This is a genomic window from Noviherbaspirillum sp. Root189 (assembly GCF_001428545.1).
Classification (GTDB): Bacteria; Pseudomonadota; Gammaproteobacteria; order Burkholderiales; family Burkholderiaceae_D; genus Noviherbaspirillum.
The window spans coordinates 265842-290525 of record NZ_LMHZ01000067.1; the positions used below are offsets into that span (position 1 = coordinate 265842).

The 24684-nt window shown below is 59.3% G+C and carries 17 protein-coding genes and 1 pseudogene; 13 read left to right on the forward strand and 5 right to left on the reverse strand.

From position 1 onward, the window contains the following. Positions 1 to 3150 (forward strand): efflux RND transporter permease subunit, encoded by a 3150-nt coding sequence (locus ASE07_RS26010; protein ID WP_057293709.1) that lies wholly within the window; start codon positions 1 to 3, stop codon positions 3148 to 3150. A gap of 460 nt (positions 3151 to 3610) precedes the next feature. Here ASE07_RS26010 and ASE07_RS26020 read toward each other — a convergent pair whose 3' ends face one another. Continuing rightward, positions 3611 to 4267 carry a dienelactone hydrolase family protein gene (locus ASE07_RS26020; protein ID WP_057293711.1) on the reverse strand — a complete coding sequence of 219 codons (657 nt, stop codon included), beginning with the start codon at positions 4265 to 4267 and terminating at the stop codon, positions 3611 to 3613. A 442-nt stretch (positions 4268 to 4709) separates the two neighbouring features. On the opposite strand from ASE07_RS26020, the gene ASE07_RS26025 reads away from it, so the two are divergent. Then, complete coding sequence (locus ASE07_RS26025; RefSeq protein WP_235548630.1) at positions 4710 to 5786, forward strand: AI-2E family transporter; 1077 nt, start codon at positions 4710 to 4712, stop codon at positions 5784 to 5786. A 13-nt stretch (positions 5787 to 5799) separates the two neighbouring features. Here the strand turns inward: ASE07_RS26025 and ASE07_RS26030 are convergent. Both ASE07_RS26030 and ASE07_RS28490 read right to left on the reverse strand, forming a co-directional pair. Next, positions 5800 to 6000 (reverse strand): annotated as a pseudogene (locus ASE07_RS26030) (transposase); the annotation flags it as partial. Then, positions 5948 to 6106: a transposase gene (locus ASE07_RS28490; protein ID WP_082584497.1), complete on the reverse strand. Its 159-nt coding sequence runs from the start codon at positions 6104 to 6106 to the stop codon at positions 5948 to 5950. The gene ASE07_RS28490 and the pseudogene ASE07_RS26030, both read right to left, overlap by 53 nt. A 379-nt stretch (positions 6107 to 6485) precedes the next feature. Here ASE07_RS28490 and ASE07_RS26035 point away from each other — a divergent pair, with 379 nt between their 5' ends. Further along, positions 6486 to 9017 carry a glycoside hydrolase family 113 gene (locus ASE07_RS26035; RefSeq protein ID WP_057293714.1) on the forward strand — a complete coding sequence of 844 codons (2532 nt, stop codon included), beginning with the start codon at positions 6486 to 6488 and terminating at the stop codon, positions 9015 to 9017. A gap of 282 nt (positions 9018 to 9299) precedes the next feature. Here ASE07_RS26035 and ASE07_RS26040 read toward each other — a convergent pair whose 3' ends face one another. Beyond that, positions 9300 to 11882, reverse strand: a complete 2583-nt coding sequence (locus tag ASE07_RS26040) for a DUF4214 domain-containing protein (protein WP_156397037.1) — start codon at positions 11880 to 11882, stop codon at positions 9300 to 9302. 1717 nt (positions 11883 to 13599) lie between these two features. Here ASE07_RS26040 and ASE07_RS26050 point away from each other — a divergent pair. After that, on the forward strand, positions 13600 to 13932 hold the full coding sequence (locus tag ASE07_RS26050; protein ID WP_235548631.1) for an aldehyde dehydrogenase family protein: 333 nt from the start codon (positions 13600 to 13602) through the stop codon (positions 13930 to 13932). Between the two features lie 399 nt (positions 13933 to 14331). On the opposite strand, the gene ASE07_RS26055 is transcribed toward ASE07_RS26050, so the two are convergent. Continuing rightward, positions 14332 to 15090 carry an IclR family transcriptional regulator gene (locus tag ASE07_RS26055; protein WP_057293718.1) on the reverse strand — a complete coding sequence of 253 codons (759 nt, stop codon included), beginning with the start codon at positions 15088 to 15090 and terminating at the stop codon, positions 14332 to 14334. Positions 15091 to 15427: 337 nt separating this feature from the next. On the opposite strand from ASE07_RS26055, the gene ASE07_RS26060 reads away from it, so the two are divergent. The 9 genes from ASE07_RS26060 to ASE07_RS26100 are packed head-to-tail and all read left to right on the forward strand — an operon-like array spanning position 15428 to position 24648. Next, on the forward strand, positions 15428 to 16414 hold the full coding sequence (locus ASE07_RS26060; RefSeq protein WP_057293719.1) for a Bug family tripartite tricarboxylate transporter substrate binding protein: 987 nt from the start codon (positions 15428 to 15430) through the stop codon (positions 16412 to 16414). A 56-nt stretch (positions 16415 to 16470) separates the two neighbouring features. Next, positions 16471 to 18018: an acyl-CoA carboxylase subunit beta gene (locus tag ASE07_RS26065; RefSeq protein WP_057293720.1), complete on the forward strand. Its 1548-nt coding sequence runs from the start codon at positions 16471 to 16473 to the stop codon at positions 18016 to 18018. A gap of 10 nt (positions 18019 to 18028) precedes the next feature. Next, positions 18029 to 19372 (forward strand): acetyl-CoA carboxylase biotin carboxylase subunit, encoded by a 1344-nt coding sequence (locus ASE07_RS26070; RefSeq protein WP_057293721.1) that lies wholly within the window; start codon positions 18029 to 18031, stop codon positions 19370 to 19372. A gap of 31 nt (positions 19373 to 19403) precedes the next feature. Beyond that, entirely contained in the window at positions 19404 to 19616 is a 213-nt protein-coding gene (locus ASE07_RS26075) for a biotin/lipoyl-containing protein (RefSeq protein ID WP_057293722.1), read from the forward strand. A 2-nt stretch (positions 19617 to 19618) separates the two neighbouring features. Further along, positions 19619 to 21724, forward strand: a complete 2106-nt coding sequence (locus ASE07_RS26080) for a 3-hydroxyacyl-CoA dehydrogenase NAD-binding domain-containing protein (protein ID WP_057293723.1) — start codon at positions 19619 to 19621, stop codon at positions 21722 to 21724. Between the two features lie 11 nt (positions 21725 to 21735). Next, entirely contained in the window at positions 21736 to 22131 is a 396-nt protein-coding gene (locus ASE07_RS26085) for a Zn-ribbon domain-containing OB-fold protein (RefSeq protein ID WP_057293724.1), read from the forward strand. Further along, positions 22128 to 23300, forward strand: a complete 1173-nt coding sequence (locus ASE07_RS26090; RefSeq protein WP_057293725.1) for a thiolase — start codon at positions 22128 to 22130, stop codon at positions 23298 to 23300. The genes ASE07_RS26085 and ASE07_RS26090 overlap by 4 nt, the downstream gene beginning before the upstream one ends. An 8-nt stretch (positions 23301 to 23308) precedes the next feature. Next, on the forward strand, positions 23309 to 24001 hold the full coding sequence (locus ASE07_RS26095) for a 3-oxoacid CoA-transferase subunit A (protein ID WP_057293726.1): 693 nt from the start codon (positions 23309 to 23311) through the stop codon (positions 23999 to 24001). Then, positions 23998 to 24648, forward strand: a complete 651-nt coding sequence (locus ASE07_RS26100; protein WP_057293727.1) for a 3-oxoacid CoA-transferase subunit B — start codon at positions 23998 to 24000, stop codon at positions 24646 to 24648. The genes ASE07_RS26095 and ASE07_RS26100 overlap by 4 nt, the downstream gene beginning before the upstream one ends. Positions 24649 to 24684 lie beyond the last annotated feature (36 nt).

Consider the following 24684-nt stretch of genomic DNA (forward strand, 5'->3'; position numbering starts at 1 on the left):
ATGGCTCAGTTCTTCATCGACCGTCCCATTTTTGCATGGGTGATTTCGATCATCATCATGCTGGCGGGGGCCTTGTCCATTTTTACGCTGCCTCTTGAACAGTATCCCGATATTGCACCGCCTCAAGTGACCATTTCGTCGCAGTACACGGGTGCTTCGGCGGAGACGGTCGAAAATTCAGTGACCCAGATCATCGAGCAGCAGATCAAGGGCATCGACAACATGATCTACATGTCATCCACGAGCGATTCCTCGGGCCGCTCCCGGATCACGGTGACCTTTTCGCCAGGAACCAACATCGATGTCGCTCAGGTGCAGGTGCAGAACAAGCTGCAGGCCGCTACCAACCGCCTTCCGGATGCCGTCAAGGACCGCGGCGTCTTCGTCAACAAGGGTGGTCAGGAGTTCTTGGTTACCTACAGTTTCTTCTCGCATGATTCCAACGTCACTCAGGTTGATGTGGGCGACTACATCAACAGCAACCTGGTGGACGTGATCGGCCGTATTGATGGCGTCGGTGATGTCAACGTCTTTGGCACCTACTATGCGATGCGCATCTGGATCGATCCGGCACGGATGGAAAAATTTCAGCTGATGCCTTCGGACCTTGTCACCGCGCTCAATGCTCAGAATGTTCAGGTCTCGGCCGGCCAACTTGGCGCTCTCCCCGCGCCGGACAATCAGCAGCTCAACGCGACGATCACCGCACGCACCACACTAAAGACAGTGCAACAGTTTGAGAACATCGTGCTCAAGACTGCCGTCGATGGCTCAGTCGTCACCATCAAGGACGTCGCGCGTGTGGAGCTAGGACCGGACAATCTCGCGGTAACTTCCAAACTCAACGGCGTACCAGGCGCCGGCCTCGGCATTACCCTCGCGGACGGTGCCAACGCAATGGCCGTGTCAGACGCTGTCGCGGCGAAGCTCGCGGAGATGAAGCCATATTTTCCAAACAATCTCGACTATGTCGTCAGCTCGGATTCCACTCCGTTCGTACGCGCCTCAATCAAAGAGGTCGTGCATACGCTCGGAGAGGCCATGGTGTTAGTCGTGTTGGTTATGTTCATCTTTCTCCAAAACCTGCGCGCCACGCTTATTCCCGCGATCGCGGTGCCGGTGGTGTTGCTGGGTACGTTTGGCGTGCTGTCGGCCGTCGGATTTTCTATCAACACCCTTACCATGTTCGGAATGGTGCTGGCCATTGGTCTTCTGGTGGACGACGCTATCGTGGTGGTCGAGAATGTTGAGCGTATCATGCACGAAACCGGCATGTCGGCCAAGGAAGCGACCCGCACATCAATGAGGGAAATTACACCGGCACTGATCGGCATTGGTGTGACGCTCTCTGCAGTCTTCGTGCCAATGGCTTTTTTCGGCGGTTCCACCGGTGTCATCTACCGGCAGTTCGCCATCACCATCGTGGCTTCGATGGCGCTCTCGGTCTTTGTCGCGTTGACGCTGACACCGGCCCTATGCGCTACGCTATTGAAGCCACCGTCGCATCACGACGCTGAGGCAACGGGATGGCGGCGCATGCTCGGCGGCTTCTTCCGCTGGTTCAACCGGACATTCGACGCAGGGGCATTGCGTTATCAGGGTGGAGTAGCCTACGCGCTGGGTCGGGTCAAACGCATGCTGTTGATCTTTCTTGTGATCTGCGCCGCGGTTGGAATAATCATCAGCCGGTTGCCTACGTCCTTCTTGCCAGTCGAAGATCAAGGTTACTTGAGAATCAATGTCAATCTTCCCGCCGGCGCCTCCAACGCCCGCTTACAGAAGGTCCTCGACGAAGTAAATCAGTATTTCCGGCAGCAACCGGATGTCGTCAGCTTCAATCAAGTGGCGGGACTGGACGGCGGCCAGAGTTCTGCACGCGGCTTCATCCGCTTGAAAACATGGGATGAGCGCGCCAGGCCAGAGCAATCGGCGGCGGCCATAGCAGAGAAGGCCAACCGGGATTTGGCAGCGATCCGCGACGCACGTATTGTTGTGTCGCAGCCGCCGGCAGTACGGGGGCTGGGTGCCAGTGCGGGCTTCAACTTCATGATCAAAGACAATAATGGTTTAGGGCATGAGGCGCTGTTGGCAGCCAAGGACAAGTTCCTCGCCGAAGCTCGCCAGCGTCCGGAATTGACCGGCCTGCGTTCCACCAACCTCGACGATGCCAGCGAACTGCGGCTTGAGATCGACGACCGCAAGGCCGCCACCTTAAATCTGTCATACAGCGACATCAATAGCGTGCTGTCCAGCGCCATGGGCGGGACGTACGTAAACGACTTCCTGAACAACGGCCGTGTCAAGCGCGTGTACATACAGAGCGATGCTCCCCATCGCATGCTGCCCCAAGACATTGGCAAATGGACGGTACGCAACAGAAACAACGAAATGGTGCCTTTCAGCGCTTTCTCCAAGACATACTGGACCTTTGGTTCGCCGCAGCTGATGCGCTACAACGGCGCACCGGCATATGAAATAGTCGGCGCAACCGCCCCGGGAGTCAGTTCAGGCGTGGCCATGCAGGTTGTGGAAGATATCCTTGAGACCATGCCTCCAGGGATCGGCTACGAGTGGACGGGGGCTTCGCTCCAGGAACGCCAGGCCGGAGCTCAAGCGCCGCTGCTTTACGCGATCTCGATTCTGTTCGTGTTCCTGTGTCTTGCGGCCTTGTACGAAAGCTGGACCGTTCCATTGTCAGTCATGCTGGCCGTCCCGCTCGGTGTCGTGGGAGCGTTGCTAGCGACTTGGTCGCGCGGGCTCACGAACGACGTCTACTTCCAAGTCGGCTTGATCACCACTGTTGGCTTGGCTTCCAAGAACGCTATCCTGATCGTGGAATTTGCGGTGCAATTGCAGGAGCAGGGGAGAAATTTATACGACGCCACGTTGGAAGCCGTGCGTCTGCGCTTGCGTCCGATCTTGATGACATCGCTAGCCTTCGGTTTTGGCGTAGTGCCGCTGGCGCTGGGCACGGGCGCCGGAGCGGGGGGACGCAATGCTATCGGCACCGCCGTGCTCGGGGGCACGGTCGCATCGACTGTGCTCGGCATCTACTTGGTACCGGTCTTCTTCCTGGCGATACGAAGCTGGTTCAAGAGCCGCTCGAATAAGGCGAAAGCCGGGCATGAAGCTCCTGCAGTGCTAGTGTAGTAGCTGACGGTGATTGCTGCCCCTGGCGCACGCCGTTTCTATTTCCGCTTCATGTACGGTCCAATCCGTAAGCGAACCCTTGTGCGCTTCCTGCACACGCTGCACAGGACGATTGGCGAAGTTTGGGCATGTGCTTACAGGCGGCTCAAATCCATGCAGCGACGCGTCAACTTGATCGCGTCGTTCTGGAAGCAATCCGGCTTGACGATCTAAGGTCAACGATGGATTGAACGAGCTGAAAACAAGATGCCTTGTTATATAACGCGCTGGAATGAGTTGCCGAAGGCATTTGCACATTGAACCCTAGTCGCTTCCGTAACTCAGGGACTCGCTGTAGAGCCGGAACAAACTATCTTTACGGGTTTTGTAGCTAGTAGACCATCTTCTGCTTGCTGCCTGCTAGGCGACGCCTGTTTCGCGCCGGCCTCGCGCCGGTCTTTGAATGGGAAGAAATCAGGGGTCATGTCGAACCTGTTGGAAAGTGTTCACTGAACCAATCAATGGCAAAGCGGAGAACCTGCTCCAGTGTGCCTGGCTCTTCGAAGAGGTGGCCTGCGCTAGGAACGATCACCAGCTCCTTTTTTCCGGTTAATTGCGACAACGCATGCCGGTTCAGGTCAATCACCGGTACGTCCAGGCCACCGACGATGAGCAATGTCGGAGCACGGACCCGGGCCAGCGAGGCGCCGGCCAGATCTGGCCGACCGCCACGGGACACGACAGCAGTAATCTCATCGCCGGCATCCGCGGCGGCGACCAGCGCAGCGCCGGCGCCCGTGCTGGCGCCAAAGAAGCCAATCGGCAAATGTGCTGTCTCCGCTTGTTGCCGTATCCAGCGCGTTGCCTCAATCAAGCGGACGGCCAGAAGCGGAATGTCGAACACGTTTGCGCGATTCGCTTCTTCCTCGGGCCGCAGTAGATCCAGCAGTAACGTGGCAAATCCGGCTTCCCGCAAGCCGGCCGCCACATGGTTGTTGCGTGGACTGTGTCGTCCGCTGCCGCTACCGTGCGCAAATATGACGATGCCTTTCGATGCATCGCTTAGCCCCAACAATCCTTCGAGGCCGTGCGGCTCGATGCGAACCGCCTGCACGTCTACTGTTCGTGAGCTTTTCATAGCAGCTACCTCCTGCATCGGAGGCAAGCAAGGTGCTTGCCACGACATTGAATTCGGCATCTGAAGGTGCCGCGACGTAACCTACTGCTGCCGCGAAGTTCTGACTTGCAACACTTTCAGTATTCGCCGGTAGCAGGCCGAAGCGGAAACTGGAACCATATTGACGCAAAATTATCTGTAAAGGGTTAACGCTTTTCAACCTTGATTCTGGCTACCGCCCATATTTGCAAACAAGCACCTGCGGATGGTAGAACCGACTGTTGAAGAAGAAACAAGAAATGCAGCCCAATGGGATACGAGGAGGCGTGGCGTTTGAAGCAATGCGCTCCGGTTATTGCGCTGCAATGAGCATGGCCCGCACTAATACGTAAAGAACGGGACATTAGCGGCTGCGCAATGGGTAAAGCGAGCGCATTTTATGGGCGATAAACACGACAGTCATGTGCCTCAAGCAAGAAGCGACGCCACGCTTCGTGAAGAGCGCAGCTTTCTTCACAACGCAATCCTTTTCTATGCAGTTGGGTTGATGTTTCTGCTGGTTGCCGGCATCGTCTGGTATGCAGCCAAGGTCTTACTGCTGCTCTTTGCGTGCATTCTCGTTGCCGTTCTTCTGTACGATATCGCGCAACGCGTCCAGCGGTGGCTCCAGTGGCCGCACGGACCGGCACTTGCGCTGGTCGTTGTACTTTTGCTTGCCGTGCTCAGTCTGGCAGGATGGTTGATGGCACCCCAAGTAAGCCGTCAGGTGGGTGACTTGACCATGGCGATTCCACAGGCGGTGGACCGCATCCGCGCCGAAGCGCAGCAGTATCCGTTGCTGCGCAGTCTGTTGGTGAATTTGCCGCCCACCGACCAAATGATGTCCCAAGCCGCGTCCATGTTGTCACAAGCCGGGCTCGTGTTTTCTGGCGTTCTCGGCGCAGCAGGCAATATCGCCATCATGGCGTTTGTCGGGGTATATCTTGCCGCACAGCCTCACATCTATCTCGACGGTCTTGTGACATTGATGCCACACCGAAAAAGGCAGCGGATACAGGAAATCATTGCAGAGCTGGGGCGCACGCTTGGGCAATGGCTAGTCGGCAAGGCTGTGACCATGGTGATCGTCGGTGCGGTCACCGCGCTCGGACTGAGTCTGCTAGGCGTGCCGCTTGCGCTGACGCTCGGCATACTTGCCGGCTTGCTTGATTTCATCCCGTACCTCGGCCCCATTATCGCCGGCGCTCCCGCAGTGTTGATCGCGTTTGCCGAGAGTCCGACCCTCGCACTCTATACGGCATTACTATTTCTTGCCGTGCAGATCGCAGAGGGTTATTTGCTGTCGCCTTTGATCGAACGGAGAACCGTGTCATTGCCGCCAGCCCTGACAATCGCGATGCAAGTAGTGTTCGGCGCGCTGTTCGGGCTCGCCGGGGTCGCATTGGCAACCCCGCTGACTGCGGTACTCGCCGTCCTTATCACGATGCTGTATGTCCAAGACGTACTAGGCGATCCGGTCAAGACACCTAGCGAGCACTAGGGCGAGTTAAAAATTAGGCGATCCAGAGGTAAGTGCAGACGAGGTTGAGAAACGACAGGTAATTGCGCGCCAGTTTTTCATAACGTGTTGCAATCCGTCTGAATTGCTTGATTCGGTTGAAGAAACGTTCGATCAAATTGCGGTCCTTATACAGATGATGATCATAGCCGCGTTGCACTACACGATTGCGTTTGGGTGGGATCACCGCCATTGACCGTTTCGACCACCCGCTGCCAGATGCCGGACTGGCCCCAGCGTTTGAACCGCGTGTAGGTCGTATGCCAGTTACCCAGCTCTGCAGGCAAGTCCCGCCACGGAATCTGCGTTTACTTTGCTAAAGTCAGAAAGCGGCGCGATAGAGCGCGAAAACTGCTGACGGACGGCATTGGACCCTACCCAGGCCAGTGCAAGGAAAAGCTGGTCAAGGTGGCTGTGGCGGCGCATACAGTCCTCTTTGACCGGGACGGACGGGCGTTGACTCCTACCTAAAGTCTCGTCAGAAATGCAGATCGCCGAGATTAATCCGCTGCTGCTTGTCAATTTCACAGCCGGTGGACACTATTTGCTTAGAAGGTTAGTGCGTCCTTACCCCGCCTTCTACTGCATCGCGAAGTCTTCACGAAGCACCACCTTTGCCCGGGTCCACTGTAATATGATGCTTTCCTAACAACAACATATTTGGCAGGGAGCTTGGAGACAATGGGACAATTTGAAATACGCGCCTTCTCGATGTTTGATCTTTTCAATGCCTCGGGCGAGACAAAACTAAGCCCCAGCGAACTGGCGGACGTCCGTGCGTACATGGATGACTATAAGGCCCTCGGCCATAATGCTGTTAGCCTGGGATGGGGTGTCCCCATTGATCCGGCCACCGGCGCGCGTGTCGCTTCATTTTCCATGGACGGCGTACACGAAGCGTCCTTCGACGAAATTCGCCAACTTGCCAACTACGCCAAGAGCATTGGCCTGCAGGTCATACTCAAACCTTTCGCTCAGACTTCCATTTCGACTGGGACCAACGGTACCCTGCCCGATAACATCAATAGCGTCTCGACGAAAGATTTTGCCAACTTCAGCGTGTCGACCTTTCTCAAAGACTGGGCTGTCTACATAGGGCAAGTGTCCTCGCTAGCAAAGGAACTTGGCGCCGTTGAGATCGTGATCGGTACTGAAAATCATGGCATTGATACGGTCGACCACCGGGGCCTATGGCAAGAAGTTATTAATGCGGCGCGCAGCCAGTTCAGCGGCCCTCTTTCATATGACGCTCTGTTTCCCTTGCAGCGCCACACCGGCGTCGACAAGGTTGGCTTCTGGGATCTCCTCGACGTCATCGGGGTGTCTGCGTACTATCCCTTGACCAACAAGGAAAATCCAACCTACGCCGATGTACTTGCCGGCTGGCACAACAACTACATCTTCCCAGATTACAGCGGCACGCCAGTCGATGTGATCGCTACCCTCCATGCGATGTCACTCCAGTACGGCAAACCCGTGCAGTTTGAGGAATTTGGCGCCCAATCCTTTCACGGCGTCGTGAAGGATCCGAGCGGCCTCACGATTAATAGCAAGGTCGCCGACTGGGAGCAGCAGGCGTGGGCATACCAGTCGGTCCTGGAGGCCTTTGCTGCCGACAATGCTAGCGGCTGGTTTCGCGGCATTTCTGCGTGGGGACAAGCCCTTGTCCCCGGCCAGGACGACCCTCGCTTTTCCCAGTATCTTGCGGAAGTCGCATCAACCAACTTCGATGTGCGCGGCAAGGATGCAGCGAAGGTGCTTTCTGCGTGGTACAGCGCAACAAACTACCTCACCTTTGGCGATAAGACATTCACCGGAAGCAGTCTCGACGACCGCATTGCACTGTATGGGAAAGCAGAAGGTGCGGCAACCAAGGCTCAACAGGTCAACACATTCCCGATGAAGATCACGCTGGGCATCAGTGGAACCATTCTGGCTGGTGAAACCCCGAGCGTTCATCTCTATGTCAATGGCGTCGACTACGGTACTCGCAAATTAGAAAACATTGCTTCCGGCTATGTCGATGCGACCGGCCCCTGGACAACCCAGCAACAGTTCACCATCTCCTTGCCCGCTATCACCGATCTTTCTGAACTGAAGGTCGTACATGAAAGTTCTTCCGCTGCTGGCCAGGCAAATGCCAAGGTCTACTTGGCCAGCGCGAGCGTAAATGGTGTGGCGCTTACGCAAATCGACCAGAGCACAAAAACAATCACCATTGGGGGTAACGCTTGGAATTCTGGGATTGCTGGCCGTACTACCGGTACGGTATACAGTGCGCTGCAGGTAGACGGCGGCGCAGGTAGCGATACTGTATATGTGCTCGGTAACGCATCCAAATACGCAATCTCCTATCAAGACAACACTACGATCAAATTAGCCGAGACAAGTGGGCTGGCACAGAATGCGGTGTTGAAAAATGTGGAAACCGTGAACTTCGCGGACGGTTCCGTGTACTCGGTGACGACCAAGAAATTCTCGACGTTTAGCGTCGATGGTGGCCGGGCCGCCGCACACCTTACCAAGAACGGCGACGGCAGCGTTGCAGTGACCGATCAGAACGGCAATGCATACACAATCTCGAGCGTTGAGAAACTCCGTTTCTCAGATATGACTGTCGATCTTGGCGCGCCGTCTAAGGCCGCCAGCCTTAGTACTGCCGAACTCAATTCGTTGATCGAACTGTACATCGCGTACTTTAACCGTGTACCGGACGCCGAAGGACTTGGCTACTGGATTGGAGAACTGAAGGGCGGAAAATCGCTGGAAGAAATTGGACAGTCTTTCTATAACGCCGCGCTTCAGTTTTCAAACCTGACCGGCTACACCTCCAGCATGAATAACGCGGATTTCGTGAAGCTGGTGTACGCCAACGTCCTGGGTCGTACGGGCAGCAGTGCGCCGCCACAGCCAGACATCGACTTTTGGGCGCACAATCTCGCGAACGGGACCGATACACGCGGCAGTCTGATCAAGACGATGCTCAGTGCAGCGCACTCCTTTAAAGGCGATGCGCAATGGGGCTGGGTAGCGGACCTGCTTGATAACAAGCTTGAGGTCGGTAAGACGTTTGCAGTGGGCTACGGACTGACGTACCTGAACGGCGCCGATTCCGTCGCGCACGGAATGGCAATTGCCGCCGCAGTCAAGGCCGACGATACAAGCGCGGCGATCAAGCTCATCGGCATTACCGACACGGCTATGGGGGTGTAAGAGAGAAGACGGCCAGCTTCAGCGCTGGTCTGACTGGCCGCTCGAAAACTGCTACCTTATACCAATCCCGACCTGTAACGTGACAAATGAGATCGATGGATTTTTTTGACTGGCAAGGCGCAGGAGGAGTCAATAGCGGGCTATTGACGACGAGTGTCTCATGGTGCGTTATGGGTTGGGATTGGTATTAGGTATGACTACCACGGTAGCTCGTCACCGGGTGGGGGAGCGCCGCCGCCGAACAAATTGTGCCTAAATGCAGCCGCTCCGCAAAGAGACGGGTCAGGTGCCTGCTTTCCACGTTCCGTAGACCTGCTTCACGGTATCAGCAGACGCCTTGCAGTAAATGCCAAAAACAATATGCGAGCAGTCGTAAGGGCTGATATAGCTAACACCCCAGATAAATGCGCCGTCAACGAGATTGTCGTATCGACTGTTAACGTTGAAGAATGCCTGAAAGATGTTTTGTTGTTGTTGTTGGCCCGGTGTCACACCGCTTGCGTCAGGAGCAGGTTCAGGCATGCCTAGATTCGCCCCCTGAAGCGTCGTTGCACCGATGTCGTCGGTGTAGCCAAATTCAGTGAAAACCAAGGGCTTACCGGAATTGGCGGCCTGCCTCGGGACAAGGTGCGTCTTGAAAATGTTTTCCCACACCGTCTCAAGTTCAGCGACGGAAAGAACCCGCCCGGGATTGGATGGTGTCAGCTGAAAATAGGCAGAAGTGCCAACGACATCGAGATCCAGATCTTCGAAGACATGACTGAAAGCACCTGCTGTGCCGGCCCCTCCTGCGAAGTATTCCGGATTCGTAAACGTAATATGTTGCTGATCATAGGTTAATAGCCCAGCGTATTGCGCGCGCACTGCACTAACAAGGTTGGTCAATTGTGGCCTGAAATGGTTGGTGTAAGGCGGGCTGCTCGTACGGGTGCGGACGAGGTTATCCTGTTCAGTGGCCACTGCATACATTTCAACGCCGGTTTGCTGGGCGATGCGAGCATATTTCACCGCGATGTCGGTGTAGTTGCTCCAGAAAATCTGCGTGTTCTTCGCATGGTCGGGGTGTGCCGGATCCCACCACCAGTAGGCTGGATTGATGCATGCCTGAAACGGATCGTTCGTAGCCACCGAAGGCTGGCCGAGTAGCCATCGATTAGCCTTATGGCGTGCCGTCTTACAGTCCGGATCTGTCGTCGATATCGGAATGAACACTGGAGAAAGCTCCAGGCCAAGCATGATCTTAAATCCTGCCTTGCGGGCCTTGTTAAGAAAATAGATGAGATCGGCATCATCGAACGTAAAGCTGGCGCCGGAATCCATATTGCCCGCCGGCCGATATTGCAGCCTGACTGTCGGGTCGGATACGTCGCCGTAGAAAATCGGCACGGTCAAGGCGAGCCATTCCACATTCTTGTCACGCAGATAATTGAAATAGGCACTGTCGTCGTCCTGAACGCCTTTGCGGACCAGTTGCATAGCCCCGATCAGCGATGCCTGGTTGAATACGGCATTGGACGTGTGCACATTGAACGTTCCACCTGCGAGCAGTTCGGCGGCGTGGGCGACGACTGCGGCAATATATTCGCGTGCGTCCCCGGACGCATTAATCATGGTCCATTGATTAACAGTCTTGCCGTCGGCTGATATCTGAAGGTGGACATCGCCAGCAAACCCCTGGATTGCCGCGAGTGATGTATTGGCGGAAGGCGAGAAGTCCAAGCTCAATTCGCCGTTGTCCGCCCGCCGCGACAATGTGAAACCCGCCTGCGCGTACGATGAGCCACTGCCCAGCTTCACATTCGTCAAGTTCACTGTTGCGGTGTCGAATATCACCGTATTCCCTGAACTTTCGCTATAAGAGGAGCGGAAAATGTCGGTTGTGACACCGCTTGCTGACAGACTTTGGGGCGCGTCGGACAGCGCCGGCTTCACGCCACGTACGTTATCGCCATAGTTGCTGTACATGTGTACTGCACGCATGCGATTGATCGACAAAATTGGATTGGGTTTGTACGCCGTTTCCGTAATGCCGACTTTGGCAAGCGCGGACGACGTGTCGGTTGGCGTAATGGCGGCGGCGATCGACATCGTCTTGGTGATCGAGTCTTCGGACGTGTTGTAGTTCAAGCCCTGCTGAACCGCGACCTGCTTGCCAACGGCAATCTTGTTATTCAGCAGTTTGGTAACCCAACCCCACGTTGGGTCATTCGTAAATGAGTGCGCCGATGCCAACATCGTCTTGACAAGACTGCCTTTGGAAGCGCGGCCACTCGCCAGCTCGTTAGCCCAGTACTGAACATCGGCATCAGGCGGCGCGGTTGTGCCGCTACGGCCAAGCACGTTCTTGTAGATGACCTTCACGAAATCCGCGTTGGACATTGTTGACGAATAACCGGTTAAAGCACTGTATTGCACTGCCGCGTTATAGAAGCTTTCGCAGATGTGGGCCAGTGGCACGCCAGACTGGTATTGACTGATCCAATAGCTCAATCCACTAGCATCGGGAACTCGGTTAAAGAACGCGACATACAGTTCCACTAGCGAGTTTAAGTCCGCTTCCGGAATTGCACTTGCCTGGCGTGCGATATTCAGGTTAATTGTGACGTCGGCAAAACGGAGTGTCTCGGCGTTCCCAATGCGGATCACACCTCTATCACCCACATTGTCGGCCACCGAGAATCCGCTCGAGGTCTGCGTGATCGTGTAATCGCTGCGCTTGCCAGAGAAGGTGGTGTCGGCACTTGTAGTGGCCGTATTCGCAAGTTGCTTGGCGACGGGGGCCAATCTGGCGTTCGAGGATTCTCCGCCTCCGCAGGCGGTCAGGGAAGCTACAAGGACATATATGGGTATCAAGGAACGGGTCACGCGCGGCCTCCTGAGCGGAATTTATTGTAATTTTAATACTGAACTGATCGAGTCATTCAGCAAATCTGCTCTTACAGAGGGGATGTTTGCAATGAAATGGAAACGCTCGTCGGTTGAACAAATCGTCGCCATTCCGGAGTACCCGCCATGGAAGCAGCCTTGGACTTAGGCCGAATTTCGTGGGCCGTTTGGAACGCCGAAATACTAACATTCGTGACATACATTGGGTTCCCATATGTATGGGAGGCGGTTTGGTGAAATCGCTAATTGACCAGGAACCTGAACTTGCGTTGATTTGAAATGCCCAACGAAGCCGAAACGATTATCGGGGCTGGTCCTACTGCGAAGAATGCTGTGCGCGGGGCAGGTCTGATTATCCGCGAACCGGCTCTACTCTAACGCTAGGGCAGGCTGGTCGGCTCTAAGATAATGTAAAAGGGGAGATATGAAGTAATAGAATCGCTGCTGAGGACGAAGCTGTTTACACAAGGTATAGTTGAATGGTCGTCGCCGGTCGGCTAATTGAATAACTCGGTCACTTCTCGACTGAATATGGAAGGATATGTGGACTGCCCCGAGTGCCGTAGACATTTCTGGCCTATGATTGGACTGACCCGTTTACGAAAATGGAGGCATTTCGCAATTTCAAGCGAGAGGATTAAGCTGCTACGAGGCACATAGCTAACAGCGTACTTAGCATCGACGCATGAGTATGACGGTGCGTCTCGCACATTCGCATATTTTTCGTCGGCCACTTTCTAAGTTGCATGTCTGCTTTCCGACATGCCAAAGGGCGAGTTTGCGTCGACAGTGCCATGCCAGGTCTCAGCCACGAACGTCGAGAAGGTGGGCGAAAGCCGCCAACAGAGAGTAACGGACCTTCTGCCGCACGCGACCAATAGCAGTCTGTCGAACGAACATTCCTATTCCCAAAGCAGACAGCCACCATGAGGCCCGTTATTGAGTATGACCCGCCTCGTATAATCCGAAATGCATGTATATGTTAGAGACCGTTTTTGTTTGATTAGGTGTAGCAAACCGGACTGCATTGTCTTCAATTCGAGCCTCGATGATTATCCGCATTCCAATCTGCCTGATTGTTAGCGAGACAATAAATGTAGCGCCAAATCCCGTGGAATGGCTGCCTCCAGTTTTAACTGCTCTCTAGTGGCCAAGGTGTCGGGTTTTTTCGGGTGCGTCAGGCTTTTCTCGTTCACCGTATTCCCGCGCAGCGCCGGGGAACCGGGTTTCGTCTGTTGACACTTCATTTTCTGACGCGGAAGATTAAAAACAGAACGAATGTTGCGACCAAGAGAACGGCGATTGGAGGTGGGAGACAACGTGAGCGGTCGACAGTGCACCTGGCGGGCTGGAAGCTGTATCCCCTCTAGGAATATCGCTGGTCCGCATGTTGGGAGAAAGCGGCAGTCGTATCTCGCTAATCTGCCTGCGCACCTCGGGCATGGAATGGGCATTGCCGGCGGCTCCGTTCACTCACAAAGCCCGGCCCCGAATAAGCGCCATTATCCATACCCATCCTACGGAGTTACCCATATGCAGCAGGAAGCGCCGCAGCTAAAGGCATTACTTATCAATGGGGAGCAGGTTTTCACGCCCGAGGACACCTTCGATTCGGTCAATCCGGCGACCGGCAAAGTAAACTGGCGGCTGTCAGTGGCGGGACGGGAGCGGGTTGCCGCCGCGGGTTGCCGACCTGATGACCGAGCGCGCGGACGAGTTCTCGCGTCTGCAAATGCTGGAGAACGGCAAGGTTTGGGCGGAGTGCAAGGCGCAGGCCAGGAGTGCTGAGGCCACCTTCCGTTACTATGCTGCGGTTTGTGAAACGCTCGGCGCCGAGGTCACGCCGGCGCGCGGCGACTATCTCTCGATGACCGCTTACGAACCCTACGGGGTGGTGGTGGCTATTACACCCTGGAACTCGCCCCTCACCATGGAGGCGCAGAAGGTGGCGCCGGCACTTGCCGCCGGCAACGCGGTGATTCTCAAGCCCTCCGCGGTCACGCCTGTTTGTGCAGCGTGGCGCATATGACCGTGTGGTAGCACTGCTGATCGAGAAGGCAAACGCGATCGGGGTAGGCATGCCTGAATCGGCGGGGACGCAGGTCGATCCGGAACGGCTGTTTGCGGCGCGATCGTGGCCGGACACGGCAACAAGTATGCGCCGGCGATCAGTCTAGTGTTCGAGGCACAATAGAAGCCAGCGCGGGTCAAAAGGTGGGCCGGGGGCGCCACGCCCCGCCCCGCTGCCCTCATCGTGCAAGCCCCGCGACACGATTTCCTTCCTCGAAGGCTATGCCAATGGCTATGCGTCCAGGACCCTCGCCAGTCGTTGGCAGTGTGCAGCGCGCGGATTTGCCGCACATGGGGTGCGCGGCCACGATCTGTTGCCGTATCTGCCATCGTTGCCTGGCAGCTGCCAGCACCTGTCCTATTGCTGGCGTACCTTCATCTTCAGCCCCTGTCCCTTCGGGCCAGGCCAGCGTCCGCCCATCGATAGCGTGGCACGCTCGGCCGCCGCGAGCAGCAGGCCGGTCATGCGTTGCACGGCCAGGTCGGAGAAACGTTCCAGCGGGCCTGACAGCGACAGCGCGCCGAGCAGCGTATTGCCGGGTCCAAACACCGGGCTGGAGATAGCCCCGCACAGCGGGTCGCGCTCGCCGAACGAGGTAAATACCAGTTCGGCCTCGGTGCCCTCGGGCGGCATGCCGGATCCGTAGGCGCGCAGCACCTTTCCGGGCGCGCCCTTGTGCAAGGGCAGCATGTCACCCACCCGCACCCGGTCCAGCGTGGAATGGGCGGAGTCGATACGGCACAGGCAGAGGCGTGTATCGCTGCCGTGCTGGACGTGGAAGGACGGGCTCTCGGTACCTTGCTGGACCAGCCATTCCATCACGGGCTGGATTGCCTCGCGCAAGCCATAGCTGGTCTCGAAGGTGCGGCCGAAGAGGAAGGCGAGCGGGCCGAGCGCGTAGCGCTTGTCGACGCGCTGCACCACGAGCCCGCTGCGCTCTAGTGAAGCGAGCAGGCGCAGCAGGGTGCTCTTGTACATGCCGGTCAGGCGCGCAATGTCCGCCAGCGACTGTGGTGTGCCGGCTTGGGCCAGGGCGGTGGCAATAGCCAGAGCGCGGTCCACGGCGGCAACACCATCCGATTGTGTGAGGGGAGCGTCTATCAAAGTCTTGGTCATTTTTCGATTCGGTTGAGGCGGCGGCCATACGCCGCAGCCGCCTGGGGGCCGACGGCGAGCCGGGCCATTCTGGATTCTAGCGTCTTTCAGGCGACATTTTGTTGTTTCTGTCGATGACAGAACCATCGTTCTGCATCCGGGTTTTCTGGCCGCCGCCTGAACGGCTCCATTCATGTAGTTCCGACATGTCGCACTGCGGGGCAAGTTTTGCTTGACGAAGCACGACGTGCAAAAGTATTCTACCAAAAAGAATAAGCGTTCTGCTTGAAAGAACGAATTTCACCGCGGTTCGGACACCAGCGAGCCGCATCCACATCTAGAGAATGGAGAAGACACCATGCGCTTGCCCCACCGTTACTGCGTCGCCGCCTTCGGTCTCGCCGCCCTCGTCACCGCTGCCGCTCCGGCCCAGGCCCAGGCCTATCCGACCAAGCCGATCAAGTTCCTGGTCGGTTTCACGCCTGGCAATTCGATCGACTCGGTGGCGCGCCTTGTCGCCAACCACATGAGCGCCAAACTGGGCCAACCGGTCATCGTCGAGAACCGTACCGGCGCCAACGGTATGCTGGCCGCCATGGCCCTCGCAAACGCCGAACCGGACGGGCATACCGTCCTGATCAGCAATTCCTCCACCATCACCATCAACCCGTTGTTGCACAAGCAGATGCGCTATGACGTGCAGCGCGACTTCACGCCTGTCACGCTGATCGTGTCCGTGCCGTTCATCCTCACCACCAACCCGGAAAACGAAACCATGGCTGGCGTGAAGAACGTGCAGGACCTGGTCAAAGTGGCCAAGGCCAAACCTGGCGCGCTGACCTATGGGTCGGCCGGCTCGGGCAACCTGACCCAGCTGAGCATGGAGCTACTCAATACGATGTCCGGTACCAAGATGATGCATGTGCCGTACAAGGGCTCGGCCGCCTCCCAGGTCGCGGTGCTGGGCAAGGAGGTCCACATGGCTTACGACAACCCTGCTGCCATGCCGCAGATCAAGGCCGGCAAGCTACGCGCCATCGCCGTTTCCTCCGCTGAGCGCTGGCGCGATCTACCGGATGTGCCCAGCGTTGCCGAACAGGGCTTTCCGGGCTACGACATTTCGTTCTGGGTAGGCGCGCTAGTGCCGGCCAAGACGCCGCCTGAAGTGGTCAAGGCCCTCAATGACGCTATCCGCGCCGCTGCGGAAGACCCCGCCACCAAGGCACAGCTGCAGCAGCAGGGCAATCTCCAGCTGCTCGGCCCGAAGCCGTTCGCGGAGAAGATCAAGAAGGAAACTGCGCAGTACGCGCAGATCATCAAGCAGGCCAACATCCAGCTCGACTGAGTGCGGCCAACGCGAGAACAACCCGCGCCCGGCAGGGCGCAAAGCAGGAGTAATGCATGACGTGGGACAAGGAGCTGGAAGAGCTGGCACTGCGCAGGCGGTTGGCGCAGCAGATGGGCGGCGAAGAGAAGCTGAAGCGGCATCGTGACAACGGCAAGCTGCCGGTGCGCGAGCGCATTACCGGGCTGGTTGACGAAGGTAGCACGGTGGAAGTTGGCGGCTTGGCGGGAACCGGACAGTACGACGAAGAGGGCCGGCTGCAAGGCTTTACGCCGTCGAACTTCCTGATGGCGCGCGCCCGCGTCGAGGGGCGACCGGTGGTGGTGGTCGGCGACGACTTCACGGTGCGCGGCGGCGCCAACGACGGCGCGGTCGGCGACAAGCTGATCGTGGCCGAGCAGATGGCGCACGATTTGCGCCTCCCGCTGATCCGGCTGGTCGACGGCACCGGTGGTGGCGGTTCGGTCAAGAGCATCGAGCTCAAGGGCCATACCCTGCTGCCCAAGCTCAAGGCCTGGCCCTACATCGCCCGCAATCTCGCCACCGTGCCGGTGGTCGGCATGGGCCTCGGCTCGGTAGCCGGTATGGGCGCTGCGCGCGTGGCGGCCAGCCACTACTCCGTCATGGTGAAGGACATCTCGCAGCTGTTCGTGGCCGGCCCGCCGGTAGTGGCGCGCACTGGGCAGGACCTAAGCAAGAACGAACTAGGCGGCAGCCAGATCCATACCCGAAACGGCGTGGTGGATGACGAAGTCGCGACCGAGCAGGAGGCGTTCGCCCGCGCCCGCCGATTCCTATCCTACCTGCCGCCCAGCATTTATGAGCTGCCGCCGCGCAGTGAAGCCGGACGCGAAGCTGGTGGCGACCAGGTCAAACTGCGCGCGGCCATCCCGAAAAACACCCGTAGCGTCTACAAGATCCGCAACATTGTGGATACCTTGGTGGATGCCGGCTCCTTCATGGAAATCGGCCGTCACTGGGGCAAGGCGATTGCAACCGGGCTGGCGCGTACCGACGGCTGGCCGGTAGCGGTGGTCGCCAGCGATCCATACCACTACGGAGGCGCCTGGGATCGGCAGACTGCAGAGAAATATATGCGCATGGTCGACCTCGCTGAGCTGTTCCATCTGCCGGTGTTGAACCTGGTTGACGTTCCTGGTTTCCGCATCGGCCTGGACGCAGAGAAGGAAGGCGTGATGCGGGCGGGCGTACGGGCACTGACGGCGGTTTCTCAGAGCACCGTGCCGTGGTGCACCGTCATCATCCGCAAGGCCTTCGGCGTCGCCGGGGGTGGCCACCAGAACCCGGATCGCTACAACTTCCGCTATGCCTGGCCGTCGGCGCAATGGGGCTCCCTGCCGATCGAAGGTGGTCTGGAGGTGGCGTACAAGGCCGAGCTTGCCGCCGCACCTGATCCCGAAGCCGCGCTGGCGCGGATCGAGGCACGGGTCCGTGGCTTGACCTCGCCGTTCCGCAGCGCCGAGGCCTTCGTCGTCGAAGACATCGTCGACCCGGCTGAGACTCGCGGCCTACTGGTCGAATTTGCCAACCTGGTTGCGCCGCTGCGTCAGCCCGGCCGTGCCAGCTTCGGCTTCCGGCCTTGAGGGAGGCGGCATGAGACGCATACTTGTTGCCAACCGGGGTGCGGTCGCCGCGCGGGTCATCCGCGCGGTCCATGCCCTCGGCCTGCAAGCTGTCGCCGTGTATTCGGATGCGGATGCCGGCATGCCATACCTGACCGATGCGGATGCGGCAATGCACATAGGCGAAGCGGCGCCGATGGCCAGCTATCTGAACCAGGACGCGATCCTCGCTGCGGCGGCCAAGGCAGGCGCCGATGCCATCCATCCGGGCTATGGATTCCTGTCGGAGAACGCAGGGTTTGCCGAACGGGTCGAACGCGCGGAAATGTGCTTCATCGGACCATCCTCCCATTGGATACGCGACCTGGGCCAGAAAACGCACGCGCGTGAACTGATGGCCGAGTATGGTATGCCGATGACCCGCGCCAGCCGGGTGCTCGATGACGACCCGGCTGCGGTGGCAGCGGTGGCACGGGAAATGGGCTACCCGTTGCTGCTGAAGCCGGGCAATGGCGGCGGTGGCATTGGCATGCTGCCGGTGCGCAACGAGGAGGAAGTCGAGGCCGTGTGGAACCGGGCGCGTTCAGTCGCCAGCAAGAGCTTTGGTAGTGCGCAGCTGTACTTTGAGCACCTGCTTGAACAGCCACGGCACATTGAGTTCCAGTTCCTGGCCGATCGCTACGGCGGCGTACGCTGTCTGTTTGAACGCGACTGCTCCACTCAGCGGCGGCACCAGAAGGTACTGGAGGAAGCGCCGGCTCCGGCCTTGCCGCGCGAGCAGTTGGACGCGATGGCGGCACAGCTGCAAGACATCCTCGGACGTATCGGGTACGACATTATCGGCACGGTCGAAATGCTGTACACCCCTGAGCGAGGATTCAGTTTCCTCGAGGTGAACACCCGGCTGCAGGTCGAGCATGCGGTGACCGAGGAGGTGACCGGTATCGACATCGTGGCAGCCCAGATCCGGCTGGCCCGCGGCGAACGAATCAACGACGTGCTGCCGGCCACGCCTGCGCTGTCCGGTCACGCGATCGAAGCGCGGGTGTACGCGGAGGACCCGGTACGGTTCTTCCCGTCCCCCGGGTTGCTGGAGCAGTTCGACGTCCCGAGTGGGCTTGGCATCCGCATCGAGACCGGCTATGCCGAGGGCTGCCGCGTATCCAGCTACTACGATCCGATGCTGGCCAAGGTGATTGCCAGCGGCGCCGACCGGCCACAGGCCATTGCCCGGCTCGTTGCTGCGCTCGACGCCTGCAGCGTGCGTGGCGTCAAGACCAATATTCCGTTCATTCAGCGCGTGCTCGCCAGCCGCGACTTCCGGGACGGGGCGGTGCACACCGGCCTGGCGGAGTCGGTGCTGCGTTCAGCCTGATTTTCCATACAAACATCTAGAGAGGAAGACCATGCCATCCATCCCATTCACCGTGACCGGGCGCGTGATCGAAGTGTTAGTCAAACCGGGCGACGCGGTCGCCGCTGGCGATGCCGTGATGACCATTGAGTCCATGAAAATGGAAATTCCGCTGGAGGCAGAGGTTGCCGGGACAGTGGCCGAAGTTCTGGTGGCCGCCGGCCAGGACATCGTCGAAGGGCAAAATGCGGTGGTGCTGGAGTGACCATGGACATTCCCCACTACCAGCGTCACGGGGCGGTTGCCGTCCTGCGTCTTGCCAACCCGCCGGTCAATGGCCTCAGCCACGCCTTGCGTGTCAATATCGCCGCCGCCCTTGACGCAGTCGAAGCGGATCCGGAAACCCATGCTCTGGTGCTGATCGGAGAGGGCGCCTATTTCTGCGGTGGCGCCGACATCCGGGAATTCAACACACCCAACAGCAGCCGCGAGCCGGTGACCCCTGACCTGATCAAGCGTATCGCCGCGTTCCCCAAGCCGGTCATTGCGGCCATCCACGGGGCTGCTCTCGGCGGCGGTCTGGAGCTGGCGCTGGGCTGCCACTACAGGGTGGCGCAGGAAGGCGCACGCCTCGGCCTGCCGGAAGTTAAGCTGGGCTTGCTGCCAGGTGGCGGCGGTACCCAGCGTTTGCCGCGCCTGATCGGGGTGGCGCCGGCACTGGACATGATCGTCAGCGGGCAACCGGTGGACGCGCATCGAGCGCTGCAACTGGGCCTGGTGGACGAGGTGGCTGGCGCAGCACTGGCGGAAGCCGCGATCGCATTCGCCACACGCAATGCCGGTCAATCCCTAGCCCAACGGGCACTACCCGATACCGCGGCCTTGCCCGCCGATGCCGGCGCACTGTTTGCCGCTGCACGCTCGAAGGCCGAGAAGGCCACCCGCGGGCAGCTGGCCCCGCGCTACTGCATAGACTGCGTCGAGGCATCGACCCGTGGCACGCTGGAGGAAGGCTTGCGTTTCGAGCGCGAGCGGTTTGTCGAGCTCGTCAATGGAACGCAGTCGAAGGCCCTGCGGCATTTGTTCTTTGCCGAGCGGGAGGTCGCCAAGGTCGGACAGTACACCCAGGGAGCGATGGCACGACCGGTTTCCGTGGTCGGGGTGATCGGCGCCGGCACCATGGGCACGGGCATCGCAATGAGCTTCGCAAACGCGGGCTTCCAGGTAGTGATCGTGGAGGCCAGCAAGGAAGCGCTGGACCGGGGCTTGCGCACCATGCGCGGTAACTACGAGGCCAGCGTCGCCAAAGGCAAGCTGCAGCAGGCACAGATGGATGCCCGGCTGGCGGCTATCCGCGGCACCACGGCAACGGAAGACCTGGCTAGCGCCGACCTGGTGATCGAGGCCGTGTTCGAAGATATGGAAGTCAAGCGCAGCGTGTTTGAGCGGCTGGACCGCATCGCCAAGCCGGGAGCGATTCTCGCCACCAACACGTCACGCCTGGACATCAACCAGATCGCGGCGATGACCAGCCGGCCGCAGGATGTGGTCGGCCTGCACTTCTTCAGCCCGGCTAACGTCATGAAGCTGCTGGAGGTAGTGCGGGGTGAACAGACCGCGCCCGATGTGATCGCCACCGCCATGGAGATTGGCCATAAGGCGGGAAAGGTGGCGGTTCTGGTAGGCGTGTGTGATGGCTTCGTTGGCAACCGCATGGTCAGCCCGTACACCCGGGAAGCCCACTTTTTGCTTGAAGAAGGGGCATCTCCACAGCAGGTGGACCAGGCGCTAGAGCGCTTTGGCATGGCCATGGGGCCGCTGCGCATGGGCGACCTGGCGGGCCTGGATATCAGCTGGGCGGCGCGCAAGCGCCAGGCACCTACGCGGCCGGCCCACATCCGCTACTGCCACATCGCCGATCGCATTTGCGAGGCGGGACGCCTCGGACAGAAGACCGGGGCTGGTTTCTACCGCTATGAGCCGGGCAGCCGGACGCCGGTTCCCGATCCTGCGGTGCAAGACATCATCGAGCGGTGCGCAGCCGATTCCGGCATTACCCGTCGTGCAGTGAGTGACGAGGAGATTGTCGAGCGCTGCATGTACGCACTGGTGAACGAGGCCGCGCGCATTCTGGAGGAGGGAATTGCGGATCGGGGCAGCGACATCGACGTCATTTACGCCAACGGCTACGGTTTCCCGTCCTGGCGCGGTGGACCGCTGTTCCATGCCGACAGCGTGGGTCTCGAGCGTGTGCTTGGCCGCATCCGTGAATTCCACGAGGTCCACGGCGAACTGTGGAAGCCAGCGCCGCTGCTCGAGCGGCTGGTGGCCGAGGGCCGCACGCTTTCCAGCTATCGCAAGACGACATCCTGACAGGAGACAGCATGACCGACGTAACAAGCATCACCGTCCCCGGCCCGGAGGCGGAATATTTTGCGGGCCTGAACCAGGGCCGGTTCCGCATCCAGCGCTGCCAGGCCTGCACCCGCCATGTGTTTTATCCGCGCGTGTTGTGTCCGCATTGCGGCAGCCAGGAACTGGCGTGGACCGAGCCGAGCGGACGCGGAACGATTTATTCATACACCGTCATCGCCGGCAAGCCGGGCACCGGCACCGACTACAACGTGGTTCTGGTGGAACTGGAAGAAGGGGTGCGCATGATGAGCCGGGTCGAGGAGATCGACCTGCAGGCATTGCGCATCGGTTTGCCGGTGGTCGGCAAGGTGGCCGTGCAAGACGGCAAGGGACAGGTAGTGTTCGTACCTAGGGAGACAGCATGACACTGGAAGAATTGCGCGGCTCAGTTGCCATCGTCGGGGTCGGCCAGGCCGGCATAGGCGATGCCAGCGGCTACACGGCGATGGAAATCCTGGCGCAGGCCTCCGCCCGTGCGGTGGCCGACGCCGGCATGACAATGCAGGACATTGACGGCATCGCGACCTGCAGCTCCGCGGCCACCATGTGGAGCATGCCTGTCGTGGAATACCTTGGCCTGCGGCCTCGTTTCATTCATAGCACGATGCTGGGGGGCTCGAGTTTCATCGCTCACATCCTGCCGGCGATGCAGGCTCTGGTCAGTGGGCAGTGCGACGCGGTACTGGTGTGCTATGGCAGTAACCAAAAAACCGGCGCCTTCAATCGGCGCGGTATGGCAGAGGCGTTCCGTCAGGTTGATCCGCTGGCACACGAACATCCGTACTCACCCATACTGCCCGCCAGTGCCTATGCGCTGGCCGCACAACGCCACATGCACCAATACGGCACCACACGCCGCCACTTGGCGGAGGTAGCGGTGGCAGCCCGCAAGTGGGCGCAACGCAATCCCGAGGCAGTGATGCGCGACGACCTGAGCATCGAGGATGTGCTCGGCGCGCGCATGGTGTCGTCGCCGCTGACGGTGCGGGACTGCTGCCTCGTCACTGACGGCGCCGGTGCATTCGTCATGGTGCGCGCCGATCGCGCAAAAGACTGCCCCACGGTGCCGGCTTATGTGCTGGGCAATGCCACGGCGGTCTGGAACCGGCAGATCTCTTCCATGCACGACCTGACCGTTACCGCCGCCAGCCAGTCCGGGCCGGCAGCGTTCAGCATGGCCGGCGTGACGCCGGCAGACATCGACGTGGTCGGCCTGTATGACGCCTTTACCATCAATACCATCCTGTTCCTGGAAGACCTCGGGTTCTGCGAGAAGGGAGAGGGCGGTCGTTTCGTGGAGGATGGTGCCATAGCCCCGGGTGGCCGGCTGGCCGTCAATACCAATGGCGGCGGCTTGTCCTGCGTCCACCCCGGCATGTACGGCGTGTTCCTGGTAATCGAGGCGGTACGACAATTGCGCGGCGAATGCGGTGAACGCCAGGTGCCTGGCGCGGAGCTGGCACTGGCGCACGGCAACGGCGGGACATTGTCGAGTCAGTCGACGGTGATCCTCGGCACTGCCGCCACCTTGTGAGGACAGCGATGCTCGACAAGACCATAGCAACGGTACAGGAAGCGGTGCGCGACGTGTTCGACGGCGCCGTCCTCATGATAGGCGGCTTCGGCATTTCGGGCGTACCCACCGAACTGGTACGGGCGCTGCTGGACCAGGGCGCGACCGACCTGGTGATCGTCAATAACAACGCGGGCAACGGCAAGTACGGACTGAGCGAGCTGATCGAGGCTGGACGGGTGCGCAAGATGATTTGTTCCTTTGCGCGCTCTTCCAATCCCTTGCAGCCCAATGCGATTGCCTTTGCCGATGCTTGGCGGGCCGGAAAAATCGAGCTCGAGTGCGTGCCGCAGGGGACGATGGCGGAACGGATGCGGGCTGCCGGCGCCGGACTCGGACCGTTCTTTACCCCGACCTCCTTCGGCACCTCGCTGGCGGCCGGCAAGGAAACCCGCGTCATTGATGGCGTCGGCTACGTGCTGGAACAGCCACTGAAAGGTGACTTCGCTTTCGTCAAGGCGCAGCAGGGCGATCGCTGGGGTAATCTCACCTTCCGCTACGCCGAGCGCAATTTCGGGCCGGTGATGTGCATGGCGGCGCGAACGGCGGTCGCGCAGGTAGACGAGATCATGGAACTGGGTGCCATTGCGCCCGAACATGTGATGACGCCAGGGATATTTGTTCAGCGCGTGGTTCGCGTGGTGCAGGAGGAGCTGCAATGAGCAACTGGAAGCGGCTGAGCCGGGCAGAAATGGCGGCGCGCGCTGCCGGAGACATTCCCGATGGCAGCTATGTTAACCTCGGCATAGGCATACCTACCCTGGTCTCGCGTCACCTTCCTGCTGGACGGGATGTGATCCTGCACAGCGAGAACGGCATTGTCGGCATGGGACCCGCACCTGCAGACGGTATCATCGATACCGCTCTGGTCAATGCCAGCAAGGAGCCGGTGACACTGTTGCCAGGTGCCTCGATCACTGACCACGCAACGTCCTTTGCGATGATGCGCGGCGGTCATATCGACCTGACCATCCTGGGTGCCTACCAGGTGTCGCGCGAAGGAGACCTCGCCAACTGGGATACCGGTGCCCCTGACGCCATTCCGGCCGTCGGCGGTGCCATGGACCTAGTGGTCGGCGCCCGGCAGGCGTGGGTGTTGATGGAACATGTGACCAAGGACGGCAAACCTCGCATTGTGGAACATTGCAGCTACCCTCTCACCGGTACGAGGGTGGTGGATCGCATCTATACCGATCTGGCTGTCATCGATATACAGGCAGGCCGGCTGATGCTGCGCTGGATGGTGGATGGCCTGAGTTTCGATGCGCTGCAAGCCATAACGGGTGCACCGCTTGAACAGCCAAGGTAACGCGATTAACACACGGAGGAAACCATGCGGTGGAAC

Bases quoted from the DNA above. Each gene is read 5' to 3' on its own strand.
- ASE07_RS26010 (WP_057293709.1), top strand. From the start codon at position 1: ATGGCTCAGTTCTTCATCGACCGTCCCATTTTTGCATGGGTGATTTCG.
- ASE07_RS26020 (WP_057293711.1), bottom strand. From the start codon at position 4,267: ATGAAAAGCTCACGAACAGTAGACGTGCAGGCGGTTCGCATCGAGCCG.
- ASE07_RS26035 (WP_057293714.1), top strand. From the start codon at position 6,486: ATGGGACAATTTGAAATACGCGCCTTCTCGATGTTTGATCTTTTCAAT.
- ASE07_RS26050 (WP_235548631.1), top strand. From the start codon at position 13,600: ATGACCGAGCGCGCGGACGAGTTCTCGCGTCTGCAAATGCTGGAGAAC.
- ASE07_RS26055 (WP_057293718.1), bottom strand. From the start codon at position 15,090: ATGACCAAGACTTTGATAGACGCTCCCCTCACACAATCGGATGGTGTT.
- ASE07_RS26060 (WP_057293719.1), top strand. From the start codon at position 15,428: ATGCGCTTGCCCCACCGTTACTGCGTCGCCGCCTTCGGTCTCGCCGCC.
- ASE07_RS26065 (WP_057293720.1), top strand. From the start codon at position 16,471: ATGACGTGGGACAAGGAGCTGGAAGAGCTGGCACTGCGCAGGCGGTTG.
- ASE07_RS26070 (WP_057293721.1), top strand. From the start codon at position 18,029: ATGAGACGCATACTTGTTGCCAACCGGGGTGCGGTCGCCGCGCGGGTC.
- ASE07_RS26075 (WP_057293722.1), top strand. From the start codon at position 19,404: ATGCCATCCATCCCATTCACCGTGACCGGGCGCGTGATCGAAGTGTTA.
- ASE07_RS26080 (WP_057293723.1), top strand. From the start codon at position 19,619: ATGGACATTCCCCACTACCAGCGTCACGGGGCGGTTGCCGTCCTGCGT.
- ASE07_RS26085 (WP_057293724.1), top strand. From the start codon at position 21,736: ATGACCGACGTAACAAGCATCACCGTCCCCGGCCCGGAGGCGGAATAT.
- ASE07_RS26090 (WP_057293725.1), top strand. From the start codon at position 22,128: ATGACACTGGAAGAATTGCGCGGCTCAGTTGCCATCGTCGGGGTCGGC.
- ASE07_RS26095 (WP_057293726.1), top strand. From the start codon at position 23,309: ATGCTCGACAAGACCATAGCAACGGTACAGGAAGCGGTGCGCGACGTG.
- ASE07_RS26100 (WP_057293727.1), top strand. From the start codon at position 23,998: ATGAGCAACTGGAAGCGGCTGAGCCGGGCAGAAATGGCGGCGCGCGCT.